General features: G+C 41.5%; 11 protein-coding genes. All 11 read right to left on the reverse strand.

Annotated elements, in window-relative coordinates; genetic code table 11:
* Window positions 1-41: 41 nt before the first annotated feature.
* On the reverse strand, window positions 42-1,382 hold the full coding sequence (locus tag AC3E6G_RS05585; RefSeq protein ID WP_490700622.1) for a dipeptidase: 1,341 nt from the start codon (window positions 1,380-1,382) through the stop codon (window positions 42-44).
* Window positions 1,383-1,401: 19 nt separating this feature from the next.
* Window positions 1,402-2,916: a YfcC family protein gene (locus AC3E6G_RS05590; RefSeq protein WP_490700623.1), complete on the reverse strand. Its 1,515-nt coding sequence runs from the start codon at window positions 2,914-2,916 to the stop codon at window positions 1,402-1,404.
* Between the two features lie 203 nt (window positions 2,917-3,119).
* On the reverse strand, window positions 3,120-4,064 hold the full coding sequence (gene arcC, locus AC3E6G_RS05595; protein ID WP_048789627.1) for a carbamate kinase: 945 nt from the start codon (window positions 4,062-4,064) through the stop codon (window positions 3,120-3,122).
* Between the two features lie 85 nt (window positions 4,065-4,149).
* A complete protein-coding gene (gene argF, locus AC3E6G_RS05600) occupies window positions 4,150-5,166 on the reverse strand; it encodes an ornithine carbamoyltransferase (protein ID WP_048689206.1) in 1,017 nt (338 codons plus the stop codon).
* Window positions 5,167-5,261: 95 nt separating this feature from the next.
* On the reverse strand, window positions 5,262-6,491 hold the full coding sequence (arcA, locus tag AC3E6G_RS05605; RefSeq protein ID WP_049514063.1) for an arginine deiminase: 1,230 nt from the start codon (window positions 6,489-6,491) through the stop codon (window positions 5,262-5,264).
* A gap of 267 nt (window positions 6,492-6,758) precedes the next feature.
* Complete coding sequence (locus AC3E6G_RS05610) at window positions 6,759-7,445, reverse strand: Crp/Fnr family transcriptional regulator (RefSeq protein ID WP_490700624.1); 687 nt, start codon at window positions 7,443-7,445, stop codon at window positions 6,759-6,761.
* 144 nt (window positions 7,446-7,589) lie between these two features.
* Window positions 7,590-8,642 (reverse strand): serine hydrolase, encoded by a 1,053-nt coding sequence (locus AC3E6G_RS05615; RefSeq protein WP_490700625.1) that lies wholly within the window; start codon window positions 8,640-8,642, stop codon window positions 7,590-7,592.
* Window positions 8,643-8,783: 141 nt separating this feature from the next.
* Window positions 8,784-10,256: a helicase HerA-like domain-containing protein gene (locus AC3E6G_RS05620; RefSeq protein WP_125329627.1), complete on the reverse strand. Its 1,473-nt coding sequence runs from the start codon at window positions 10,254-10,256 to the stop codon at window positions 8,784-8,786.
* A 254-nt stretch (window positions 10,257-10,510) separates the two neighbouring features.
* Entirely contained in the window at window positions 10,511-11,116 is a 606-nt protein-coding gene (gene sodA / locus AC3E6G_RS05625) for a superoxide dismutase SodA (protein WP_048689195.1), read from the reverse strand.
* Between the two features lie 71 nt (window positions 11,117-11,187).
* Entirely contained in the window at window positions 11,188-12,225 is a 1,038-nt protein-coding gene (gene holA, locus AC3E6G_RS05630; RefSeq protein WP_490700626.1) for a DNA polymerase III subunit delta, read from the reverse strand.
* The gene (locus AC3E6G_RS05635) at window positions 12,203-12,868 is read right to left on the reverse strand and encodes a DUF805 domain-containing protein (RefSeq protein ID WP_490700627.1); all 666 of its coding nucleotides are present in this window, start codon (window positions 12,866-12,868) and stop codon (window positions 12,203-12,205) included. The genes holA and AC3E6G_RS05635 overlap by 23 nt, the downstream gene beginning before the upstream one ends.
* Between the last annotated feature and the right edge of the window lie 46 nt (window positions 12,869-12,914).

The raw sequence follows: 12,914 nt of genomic DNA on the forward strand, positions 1-12,914 counted from the left end.
GCTTAGATGGTCATACCATCTAAGCTTTTTTCTAATCTTTATTAAGCTTCCTTAGCTGCTAACCGTCGAATGGTCTCTGCATAGATTTCCATTGCACGATATAAATCATCCAGTTTAGCTCGTTCGTTCGCCTGGTGCTCTGTTTGGAGAGCATCAGGGAAGAGGGCCCCATAAGCCACACAATTTTCCATGGTTCGCGCAAAGGTCGCTCCCCCTGAGGACATAGCTGGGGTCTGATCCCCCGTTTCTTCTTGGTAGACCGCCATCAGAGTACTCACCAATGGACTGTCCAGTGGGACGTATAGTGGAGCTACATAATCAAACTCTTCATACTGAAGTTGATAGCTAGCTGCCACCTCACTTAAACGTTTTACCAAGGCCTCCTTATCCGCTAAGACAGGGATCCGAATATCAATCCCGATTTCAGATTGCTGTTCATCAATGGAGAGGGTTGCAATATTGAAGGAAAGAGCACCACTTGGTTCATCTTTGATTTCACCAAAGAGAGCTGCTCCTGTCGCATCTTCCCCAACGGCATCTGCAATAAAGAGAAGGGCTGGATGAGGCTGAATCAAGGAAAGGCTTTCAGCTAAGCCTACAATGGCATTGACACCCTCAGCCGCATCCTTGGAGTGTTTAGACAGACCTAGAACGGTTACTGCTCCTGCTTCTTCTGTATAGTTCACACCACTTTGCTCGATGACTGGTAAGAGTTCCTCTAAGCGTTGCCCACTATAGGCAGCCTTATCTGGCACCACATTGAGGGCACGACCAGCTTGTAGGGGATGATCCTCCCAGCCTGGCCCATGGAGCTTGACTTGAAGCAAGCCTTTTTCAGCATAGGTTAATGGGAAGGACGAATCTGGAGCAAAGCCAAGATCTGCTTTTTCTTCTAGCTCATTGTAGCGGTTCATACAGCGCCAGAGAGTTTCCTCGTCTGTACCAAATATAAAGCGAATCCGTTTGGTAAATATAACTCCTTGGTCGAGTAGGCTCTTAACTGCGTAAAGCGCCGCAAGGGATGGCCCCTTATCATCTTGCACTCCACGTCCAATCAACCATCCATCTTTCAGAGTCGCCTCAAAAGGTGGCGTCTGCCAATCTTCTAAATCACCGGCTGGAACAACATCCAAGTGACAAAGAACGGCCAGGAGTTCTTCCCCCTGACCGATCTCTGCATATCCATAGTATCCTTCAGGATCTAGATAAGTTTGAAAGCCCATTTCTTGAGCAATTTCTAACGTTTTCTCAAGGACATCTTGGATAGCTTGTCCAAACGGTGTTCCATTTTCACCTTCGTTTAAAACCGAAGGATAAGAAATCAGAGTCTTTAATGAAGCTAGAAAGTCATCTTTGACTTGATTTGTAATCTCAATTTTCATGGAATCACCTCTTTACTTCTTATAGGAATGGAACGAAAGTTCCGAGAAGAAGGAGGGCAATGGTGATCACAATAACGGCAACAACAAGTTTTGCCATGAATTTCCACCAAGTTGCAATGTTGATACGTCCAAGAGCAAGAGCTCCCATTACGATACCAGAAGTTGGTGCGATCAAGTTCAAGACACCAGATGCAGATTGGTAGGCAGTGATAATCAAGCTAGGACGTACATTGACGAATTCTCCCAATGGAGCCATGATACCCATTGTCGCACTGGCAAGACCAGATGAAGATGGAATCAAGAATGACATTGGCAAGTAGAAGATATAAGTCAAGACGATAAAGACTTGAGAAGATAGACCGCTGAGTCCTTGTTTACCCCAGTTAAGGATGGTATCTGTAATCATACCGTTGTTCATGATAACTTGAATACCACGAGCGATTGCTACGATGAGGGCAACGCTCAAGAGGTCAGCTGCACCAGCCATAAATGAAGAAATAATTTGTTCTTCTTTAAGGCCGTATACAATACCGATGAGAATACCCATAAAGGCAAAGAGCATTGCTCCTTCAGGGAAGTACCAAGTACCAAGAGCTGCAGTTGATGAACCAATGATCTTACCAACTACTGGAAGGCCTGTTAACCATGTGTTAAAATCTCCAAAGAAGGTAATACCTAAATCAGACCATGGAATGAAACTCAAGACCATCAAGACGAAGGTCAATACAAAGAGTACAAAGACTTGTTTTTGTTTCTTAGTAAGTGTTGAGTTGACTTCTTCTTCATTTTCACCAACATTGAAGAATTTCATATCTTCTTCACGTGTTGCATAGGTGAGGGATTTAGTTGGGTCTTTTTGGATCTTATCTGCATACTTGTATACAAACCAAGTGCTAAGACCAGTCAAGACAACCCAGAAGATCAAACGAAGGATGATCCCTTCACCAAGACCAACACCTGCAGTTGAAGAAGCGATACCTGTTGCAAATGGGTTCAAGGTAGATGCCAAACATCCAATCTGTGAACCGAGCAAGATAATGGCTACACCAGTCAAGCTATCAAATCCTACGGCCATCATAACTGGCACAAGAAGAGGATAGAAGGCCATGGTTTCTTCACCCATACCATAAGTTGTACCACCAAGGGCAAACAAAGGCATAAGAACCAAAATCAACATTTTTTCGCGACCCTTGTATTTCTTCACGATAGAAGCAATACCAGTGTCTAGCATACCAGTTTCATTGACCACACCAAGGAAACCACCAACCATCAAGATGAAGAAGGCTACGTCAATCGCTGCACTGGTTTCTTTAATCAGCGACCCTTCTTCTGGGCTAGTCCCTAGCATAGCACGAATTGGTGCCATCAAGACGTCCCAAATACCTTGAGGGTTTTGAGGTTGTGCTTTATAAACACCGTCTACAAAAGCCCCTGCTGGGATGATCCAAGTCATCACTGCCATAATCGCAATGATGATTAACAATACGGTATAAGATGAGGGCATCTTAAACCCTTTTTTCGCTTTTTCACTCATTTGCTTATCCTCCTAACGCAACAAAGTTTGAGTGACTCTTTCAAAAGGTTTATCTTTTAGAAAGCGCTTACCTATATGTTCATTTTATCATATTTAAGATTAAAAAACTAGTTTTTCCTAATCTTTTTTAGAAAAAACAAGGGGAGGATCTTTATACAAAATCCTGTAAAAATAAGATCTACTCCCCTCCTCATGTACATGAATTAGTCTTTAACGATAATTGTTCCACTTTCAGACTCAATCAAAGCGCCAAGGTTTTCAAGTGAAGTGATGACTGCTTTTCCTTCTGGACGACCATTTACAAAGGCGATCGCAGCTTCTACTTTAGGAAGCATGCTTCCTGGTGCAAATTGGTCTTGTTTGATGTACTCTTCCAATTGAGCGACATTGACATGTTCCAATTTTTCTTGGTCTGGTTTGTTGTAGTTTACAAAGACATAGTCCACTCCTGTCAAAACGATGAAGAGGTCTGCTTCTACCAATTCAGCCAAACGTTGGGATGCAAAGTCTTTATCGATAACTGCTTCAACACCAGTCAAGCTACCATTTGCTTCTTTCACAACTGGGATACCGCCACCACCAGCAGCGACAACGACTTGTCCGTCGTTCAACAAGGTACGGATGGTATTGATTTCTTTGATATCCACTGGTTTTGGTGAAGCAACAACTTTACGCCAGCCACGACCAGCATCTTCTTTGAAAGTTGCACCTGATTTTTCAGCTTCTGCTTTTGCTTCTTCTTCTGAGTAGAATGGGCCAATTGGTTTGCTGAGGTTAACAAAAGCTGGATCGTTCTTATCTACAACGACTTGTGTCACAACTGAAGCAACGTCTTTTTCAATTCCTTCTTCAAGAAGAGCATTTTGAAGAGCGTTTTGAAGCCAGTAGCCAATGCTTCCTTCAGTCATTGCAACCAATGAATCCAACGGGAAAGCTGGGTTCTTTTCAGAATCTGCTGCCAAGTGTTGGAGCAAAAGGTTTCCTACTTGAGGACCATTTCCGTGAGTGATGATCAAGTCATCCCCATTTTTGATTAATTTTACTAAGTGTTTTGCTGTTTCTACAAGTGCTTCTTGTTGAGCTTTTGCAGAAGGATCAGATGAAAGGATGGCGTTTCCTCCCAAAGCAACGACGATTTTTCTTGACATAGGTTTTCCCTTTCTATAAAAAATAGGGGCAGGACTAAAGCTAGCAGTCCAGCCCCTATAGCTGTTGGTATACGGTTATAAAGTCTTAAACTTTTGGAATGTACAAGTTACCAAGAGTAGCTGCCATCACCGCTTTGATTGTGTGCATACGGTTTTCAGCTTGGTCAAAGTGACGAGCATATTTGCTGCGGAACACTTCGTCAGTAACTTCCATTTCTTCTACGCCGAATTTTTCAGCAACATCTTTACCATAAACAGTGTTTGTGTCGTGGAAAGCTGGCAAGCAGTGCAAGAAGATCAAGTCTTCGTTATCAGCTTTCTTAACCAATTCCATGTTTACTTGGTAAGGTTTCAAAAGGGCAACGCGTTCTGCAAATTTGTCTTCTTCACCCATAGATACCCAAACGTCAGTGTAAAGTACATCTGCACCTTTCACAGCTTCGTCAGCATCTTCAGTGATCAAGATATGAGCACCACTTTCTTTTGCGAATCCTTCTGCCAATTCAACAATTTCTTGTTCTGGGAAGAGTTCTTTTGGTGAGAAGATGTGTACGTTCACACCAAGGATAGCACCTGTTACAAGAAGGCTGTTTGCAACGTTGTTACGTCCGTCACCACAGTACACAAGTGTCAAACCTTCAAGGCGTCCAAAGTTTTCTTGAACAGTCAAGTAGTCTGCAAGCATTTGAGTTGGGTGCCATTCGTCAGTCAAACCATTCCATACTGGAACACCTGAGAATTCAGCCAATTCTTCAACCATACGTTGGCTGAAACCACGGAATTCAATACCATCAAACATACGTCCAAGAACTTTAGCAGTATCTTCTGTAGATTCTTTTTTACCAAGCTGGATGTCGTTTGCACCAAGGTATTCTGGGTGAGCACCAAGGTCGATGGCTGCAGTAGTGAAGGCTGCACGAGTACGAGTTGAAGTTTTTTCAAACAAAAGCGCAATGTTTTTACCAGCTAGGTAGCGGTGTTCAATGTTGCGTTTTTTAAGATCTTTCAAATGAGCTGAAAGTCCGATAAGGTATTCTAACTCTGCACGTGTAAAGTCTTTTTCTGCTAAAAAGCTACGTCCTTGGAATACTGAAGTTGTCATTAATTATCTCCTTTAATTATGCATGATAAGATCCTGTCAATCAGTTTAGAGGGCTCAGTTTAGACACTGAGCCCGTCTAACCTGTAGAAGGATGATTAGATTTCTTCACGTTCGAATGGCATTGACATACAACGAGGTCCACCACGACCGCGAACCAATTCACTTCCGCGGATCTTGATCAAACGAAGTCCGTATTCTTCTAATTTCTTGTTGGTAACAGTGTTACGGTCGTATACTACTACCACACCTGGTGCGATTGTAAGAGTATTTGATCCGTCGTTCCATTGTTCACGTGCAGCAGCAACGACGTTGCCATCTCCACATGGAATCAATGTAACTTTTTCAACACCAAGGTTTTCAGCAAGCAATTCAGCCAAATCACCTTTTTCTTCAACGATCTTCAATTGTTCGTTTTCATAAGTTACAGAGAAGACGCGAAGGTTACCTTGGATTTCTGGGTGGATTGTGAATTTATCGTAGTCCACCATTGTGAATACAGTATCCAAGTGCATGAATTTACGGTTGTTAGCAAATTCGAAGGCCAATACTTTCTTGAAGCCAACGTTCTTCTTGAAGATGTTTACCAACAATTTTTCGATTGATGCAGCATCTGTACGTTGTGAGATACCAACTGCCAATACATCTTTAGAAAGTACCAACTCATCTCCACCTTCGATACGAGTATCTTCTTCACGGTTGTAGACAAGTTCAACTTTTCCACCATAAACTGGGTGGTATTTGAAGATGTATTTACCATACAAAGTTTCACGGTTACGTGTATCTGCGTACATGTGGTTCAATGATACTGCATTACCAATTGTAGCAAATGGGTCACGTGTGAAGTACAAGTTTGGCATTGGGTCGATTGCAAATGGATAGTCAGATTCAACAAGGTCTGTCAATCCTTTTGCTTCTTCAGGAATTTCTGGAAGTTCAGCTTTTTGAACCCCTGCCATTGTTTTTTCAACCAATTCTTGGTTGTCTTCAATGCTGTGAAGCAATTCACGGATCGCAATTTTTGTTTGGCGTCCACGAATGTTTGCTTCTTCAAGGTATTCTTCGATGAACTGATCGCGAATTTCTGGAGAAGTCAATGACTCAGCAGCCAACTGTTCAAGATAAAGTACTTCGATTCCTTCGTTACGAAGTGCTTCAGCAAATGCGTCGTGTTCTTTTTGAGCATCTTCCAAGAATGGAATATCATCAAAAAGAAGACGTTCAAGATAGTCAGGCATCAAGTTTTCCAACTCTTTACCTGGACGGTGCAAACAAACTTTTTTCAGTTTTCCAATTTCTGAGAAAACATGAATTGGGTGTGTAGACATCTATAGTCCTCCTTTTTTCTTGCGGTTTAGCATAGCTAATCCCGTTTACAGGTTTTATTTTATCACCAATTGGTACCGCTTTCACAACCAATCTTCCATTACGAATGCCAAGAATCTGACGCTTTTTTAAATATTACCCTCATTTTATGAAATATGAACCGCTTTCTTTGGATATTTTATTATATATATTCTTTTTGCGGGTAAATATTTTTTATTTAAATTGAATAACTTTTATCGTTTTTGACAGAAAATAAAAGAAGCCCTATACTAAGCTTCTTCAAAACTATCTAAAAAGAAAGGTAGATCGAGAAAAGTTAATTTCTTATGTTTGTACTCGATTCGCTCCTCTTCTAGGAGCTTCTTTAATACTTGATTGACCGTTTCTCTCGTCGTTGCAGCTAATCTGGCCAACTCTTTCATGCTCATCGGAAAAGGAATGGTTGGACCAAACTTTTGATAATCCTTACAGAGTAGAGCTAAGGATTGGATCACACGATCACTAGCACTGGCTGCAACCACATTGCGAAGTCGCAACTCCTGGAATTCCAAAATTTTTGAAAGTTTTCTCGTTATAAAGAGAACTTGTTCCATACTGAACTGAACAAGTTCTTCATAAAGCTGAACAGGAATACTGAAGTATTTAACGGTTGTCATGGAAGTGGCTGTATAGTGATAATTGGAATCTGTAAACATACCACCGTATGGGAAGACGGCTCCTTCTTTGATGTAATCCATATACGAGAAGGTATCTGAAGAGTCAAACTCCTCAATACGAACATAGCCTTTTACCACTAAAAAAATTCGATCGCGCTTATCACCAGCAAAAAATAGGATCTGTCCCTTTGGGATTTCTCTATAATGGATTTCGACAGCTAATTTATCAAATTTTTCAACTGGAATTTCAGAGAAAGCTGGATGAGAGCGAATCAACTGATAATCTTCTTTTGTAATCATTTCTATTCTTTCTTTGGGTTCTTTAGTTATTATATCATATTTATTCGCTGAGCTCAAAGAAAGTCACCAAGATTATAGCCATTAAACCATATTTTTGCTAAGAAAAAACCTTCCCAAAACGTTTTTGGGAAAGGTTCTAAATCGTTAGTTGACATTTACACGGTGCCATTCATTAATCACATAGCAGAGTTGACCAAGTAAATGAAGACCGTAGCCACTGATCTCCGTACTTTCTGGAGTAGTTCCCCCTAGACCAGCTGTAAAAATCGAGATGAGGTAGGGTGTTTGTTCGTAAACGATGGCTTCGACATTGAGGGCTTCTGCTACATAACCAGGTTTTTGCTGAATGACTAAATCTGGTAAATACCGTTTGTAGTATTCATTCGGGAAGGACTCTCCGATCAATTCTAGCAAGGTCGCATATTTTTCTTTGTGATTCCAAAGATAGTCTAAGACTTGAATATAGTAATCAGAAGTCGTTTTGTTTTCAGGACTAATGGTTTTTATTTCTGCCCGGGATTTTCCATATTTTTTATACTTCTCATAGACATTGTCCATACCACCAAAGCGGTCGGCCAAGGCATATGCCGGCGTATTTTCTGAGTAGACAAGAGAATAACGCTGCATATCTGGAATCGTCATAGCGCCACCAAAGGCAGCTACATAATTATCGTGCTCTCCAAGGTACTCGTAGTAAGTATTGGTAATATCAAATTCATCCGTTAAGTTTAACTTCCCTGCATCGACTTCATCCACGACCAACATATTGAGGGGCAGTTTATAGGTACTTCCAGCTGTCATCGGCTGTAACTCATTCATTGAAAACTGTTGGCCTGTCGCAGGATTTTTGTAGGTAAAGGTAATTTGGGAAGGATCAATACCATATTCAGTCATATAGTCTTGTACAACTTCTACCAAGCCTTTATTGGCATAATCATAGACAAGACCCAAATTTTCCATGGTTTCACGATCTTGATCCATGACAGCTTGTTTCTCCTCAGGAGTTTTGACACGAGTAGGTTGGAGGGCTTGCTTCTCTTGCTTGGAGTCCACTGCTTGAGCCGTCGTTCCCTCTTGAGCAAGAGGCGAGGCAGGAGCCTGATAAAGATGGAGGTAAGTTAAAGCTCCAACTCCTCCTATACATAATAAAATCCCCAACACAATCATGATCGATCGAACATTAAATATTTTTTTCATATGAAGTTAATTATAAAAGATTCTCTTTAAAATAACAAGGTATTTCCAGTTCAGAAAACGATTTCTTGTAGAAGAAATTTTTTAGCGATTTCCAGGTCAATCCTTCTTCATATCCTAAGAATCCATCCCCTTTTGACTGTCTTATTTCCGCTTAAAGGATCCCATGATCAGTTTTGCCACTTCACGCGCAATGGTACGGAACAAGGAACTGATAAAGGAATCTTTGGCCTTTTCTAAACTAGATTTCCGCGGACGGCCCGGACTCCGTTTTTGACTGGCCTTCTCTTCTGCAACTCTTGCTTTATCTTCCTCTTCCCGCTCCTTTTCCTTCTCTTCTCTAGCAGATTTTTCAGTCAATTTTTCATAAGCTGATTCATTGTCTACTCGAACAGCATATTTTTGATGGAAAGGAGAGCTGGTAATCAAGGCCAACTGTTCACTCTCGTTTAACAAATCAAAACTCGATTGTGGAGACAAAATATAGGAGCGTTCCACCACACTTGGTTGCCCCTTTTCATTTAGGAAGGAGACGAGAGCTTCCCCTGTTCCCAACTCCGTCAAGACAGTTTCCGTATCAAATTCTGGGTTTGGTCGAAAGCTTTGAGCAGCAACTTTAATAGCTTTCATTTCTTTTGGCGTATAGGCACGCAAGGCATGTTGAACACGATTCCCAAGCTGGGCCAATACAGACTCAGGGAGATCTTGAGGATTCTGTGTGATAAAGTAGATTCCTACTCCTTTAGACCGGATAAGGCGAACGACTTGCTCAACTTTTTCCAGGAAGAGCTTGCTAGCATCATTAAACAAGAGGTGGGCTTCATCAAAGAAGAAGACAAATTTAGGTTTTTCTAGATCTCCAACTTCTGGTAAGGTCTCGAACAGACGAGACAACATCCAGATAAGGAAGGTTGAATAGAGCTTAGGGGAGTTGAAAAGACGAGTCGCTGATAGAATGTTGATGTAGCCTCGTCCACTGCTGTCCAATTGCATAAAATCTTGAAGATCCAAGGCAGGCTCTCCGAAGAATTGATCTGCCCCCTCTTGCTCTAGCACTAACAAGCTTCGTTGAATAGCTCCTACTGATTGTTTACTGATATTGCCGTATTGAGCGGAATAATCTGAGGCATGGTCATAGACTTCCTTCAAAAGACTCTGCAAATCCTTCAAATCAATTAAAGGCCAATTTTTTTCTTTGGCTAATTTAAAGACGATGGCCAAAATCCCTGTTTGCGTTTCGTTGAGGTCCAACAAGCGCGCTAGCAAAAGAGAGCCCATTCCTTCAATCGTAGCACGGACTGGATGACCTGCTTGACCAAAGACATCCCATAAGCGAACTGGAAAAGCTTGAGGTTCAAAAGGATCTGTAATACCAAGTAGTTTATAGCGCTCTTCCATCTTTGGCGTCCATTGTCCGGCTTTAGCAAGACCTGAAAGATCTCCCTTGATATCTGCTAGAAACACTGGAATCCCTTGCTGACTTAATTTTTCAGTAATGACTTTTAGGGTCACGGTTTTCCCTGTACCAGTAGCCCCTGCAATTAACCCGTGGCGGTTGAGCATTTTTAGATAAAGTGGCGTATCCACTGCTCCTTTTGTAATCGTAATACTTGTCATTTTTATTCTCCCTTTTGTTGAGGTACAGTTTTTTTCAGAAAAAGTGACACGGCTTCTTTCTTATGTAGGAAGCCTTTTTCCTCACTTTCACATACTCTTCTAGTGTATCATTTTCAGGTATAAACGCAAGAAATATCCCTCCTAAAATGGGGGATTCATTTGAGACTATGCTGGCCAATTCGAAAAATAAAAAGCCTGAATCGAGGGGCTCCTTTAAGTGACCTCTTGATTCAAACTTTTTTTATTATGAAAGCTTATTTAGCTGCTGCGTAAAGCTCGTCTACTTTGTTCCAGTTAATCACTGAGAAGAAAGCTTTGATATAGTCAGGACGAACGTTGCGGTATTTCACGTAGTAGGCATGTTCCCAAACGTCCAAGCCCAAGATTGGTTTCTTCCCTTCTGAGATTGGTGTGTCTTGGTTAGCTGTTGAAGTCACTTCAAGCTTCCCTTCTTTGTTCACAACCAACCATGCCCATCCAGAACCGAAACGAGTAGTTGCTGCTGCAGTGAAAGCTGCTTGGAATTCTTCGAATGAACCGAAGGCTTCGTCGATTGCTGCTGCAAGTTCTGCTGAAGGAGCTGTCTTTTCAGGAGTCATCAATTCCCAGAAAAGAGCGTGGTTCAAGTGTCCACCACCGTTGTTGATAAGCGCTTGGCGGATATCAGCTGGGATAGATTCTACATCTGCCAACAAAGCTTCAAGGTCTTCACCAATTTCAGGGTGTTTTTCAAGAGCTGCATTTGCATTGTTTACGTAAGTTTGATGGTGTTTATCATGGTGCAAGTGCATTGTTTCAGCATCAATATATGGTTCCAATGCATCGTATGCGTACGGAAGATCTGGTAAAATAATTGCCATGGAAAATACCTCTATTTCTTTATGTATATAAAAATGATAACGCAATCATCCAATTTATTCAACTATTCTGCTTACACAGATGGGTTGGCCAACTTTAGCAAAGCCAAATCAAATAGATAATCTTTCTCATAGGTTCCCGATTTCATTTGGAAATCGGTATTAATCAAAAGACAAATCGCCTGCTCCAAATAGCTTAAAGATATCCCTCTACTATCTCTTAGAGCAAATTTGACTTGATAGGGATTTACTTTTCGACCGGTCAGCTCTGATAGGTCTGAAACGATTTGGGATTCTGTCCGTCCCTCTTGCTTCAACAGCTTGACCTGTGTGTAGATGCGGAACTGACTCAATAAAATGGCCAAAAGCTTGATTTCATCCTCTCCTTGCAGCCGAAGATCCTTGACCAAACTACGGGCGGGATCAATTTGTTTCTTTAGGATCATCTGGATCAGATCAAACAGATTATCCTGGAGTGTCTTTGGAATAGCCTCTTCTATATCTGCTATAGTGATACTTGAAGCTCCCTTGTAGGTTTTAAGAAACTCCAAGTTTTTCTGAATCTCACTAAAATCAAAGCCAGATTTGATCAAAAGTTGGTCGAAGGCTTGTGAATCAATCGCTAGTCCCAAAGACTTGATCTCTTCCGTGAAATGAGCACGCAACTCCTGCTCTTTTAATTCACTCGCCTCCAGCAACTGGGCATCCCGTTTTAAGAGCTTGACAATTCTTCGCTTGCTATCCAGTTTTCCTTCCGCAATGACAATCAAGCGAGTCGTTTCTAAAGGTGCCGATAAGTATCCTTCAAAGGACTGCAATTCATCATCCGTCAGGTATCTTTTTTTTGCGGTCGTCACATCGACAAAATGATCCAAAATCACTATTTTTTCGTCCGCAAAAAATGGAAGGCTAACCAAGTCAAGCTCGACCTCTGAATATGCTGTTTCCTTCATGTCAAAATAGGAATAGTTCAAATCAGACGAATCGTAGCCAACTTTCTTTAAAAGTTGCTCTTTCATCCACTCAAACTGACCGATGTCATCCCCTGATAAAACCAGGATTGGAGGAAGGTTCTCAGCACTGATTTTTTTAATTGTTTGTAAAGCCTGCATGTTCTGAAGGTACCTCATTCCACTCTCTAAACTGATGCTGGGTCTGTTCCGATTCCATTTTCTTTTCAAGCGGTGCTTTCTCTAGTGGAGTTGGTGGAGCCGAAACAATCTGGGGAATAGCTGAAAAACTGTTGGAATCCATCAAATGGGAGGGCATACTTGGCGAAGAGACCTCGGGACTCGTCGAAGCAAATACTGGAGAAGCAAACTGGTCCGGTTGTGCAAGTCTAGCACTTGGAAGGACCAAGAGACAAGCCAAGGAGAACAAGCCTGCAAGAGCTAAGACTAGAAAAATGGAAATAGGAGATAAAAGGTAGAGCAAGGTAGGGCCTAGAAATAGGAAAATCAACGACCAATGAAAACCTGCATCTCTCAATCGCCGAACGACTACTGCTTGCTGGGGAACAAAAATAAGATAGAGATAAAGGAGAAAAAAGATGCTGAACCAAGCTGAAACGTCCATCCCGGTCAAGGGAATCACGTCTTCCTCTGATTTCGAATTTGAAAAGAGTAAGACCAATTGGTAAATCCAAAATGGACTTGTAAATAGTAAATGCCAGGCTTGGCTAATCCAAAATTCTTTTCTATCTGATCTTCTTGAAAAATCAGCATATTGCATCCAAAACAACTGTAATGATTTCATACTTGTAACCTCATTTCCTTGACTTTATCATAGCAATTTTCAAGCT

This window comes from Streptococcus sp. SCPM-O-B-23252 (M501) (assembly GCF_058200355.1).

Bases quoted from the DNA above. Each gene is read 5' to 3' on its own strand.
- AC3E6G_RS05590 (WP_490700623.1), bottom strand. From the start codon at position 2,916: ATGAGTGAAAAAGCGAAAAAAGGGTTTAAGATGCCCTCATCTTATACC.
- argF (WP_048689206.1), bottom strand. From the start codon at position 5,166: ATGACAACTTCAGTATTCCAAGGACGTAGCTTTTTAGCAGAAAAAGAC.
- arcA (WP_049514063.1), bottom strand. From the start codon at position 6,491: ATGTCTACACACCCAATTCATGTTTTCTCAGAAATTGGAAAACTGAAA.
- AC3E6G_RS05610 (WP_490700624.1), bottom strand. From the start codon at position 7,445: ATGATTACAAAAGAAGATTATCAGTTGATTCGCTCTCATCCAGCTTTC.
- arcC (WP_048789627.1), bottom strand. From the start codon at position 4,064: ATGTCAAGAAAAATCGTCGTTGCTTTGGGAGGAAACGCCATCCTTTCA.
- AC3E6G_RS05620 (WP_125329627.1), bottom strand. From the start codon at position 10,256: ATGACAAGTATTACGATTACAAAAGGAGCAGTGGATACGCCACTTTAT.
- AC3E6G_RS05635 (WP_490700627.1), bottom strand. From the start codon at position 12,868: ATGAAATCATTACAGTTGTTTTGGATGCAATATGCTGATTTTTCAAGA.
- AC3E6G_RS05615 (WP_490700625.1), bottom strand. From the start codon at position 8,642: ATGAAAAAAATATTTAATGTTCGATCGATCATGATTGTGTTGGGGATT.
- holA (WP_490700626.1), bottom strand. From the start codon at position 12,225: ATGCAGGCTTTACAAACAATTAAAAAAATCAGTGCTGAGAACCTTCCT.
- sodA (WP_048689195.1), bottom strand. From the start codon at position 11,116: ATGGCAATTATTTTACCAGATCTTCCGTACGCATACGATGCATTGGAA.
- AC3E6G_RS05585 (WP_490700622.1), bottom strand. From the start codon at position 1,382: ATGAAAATTGAGATTACAAATCAAGTCAAAGATGACTTTCTAGCTTCA.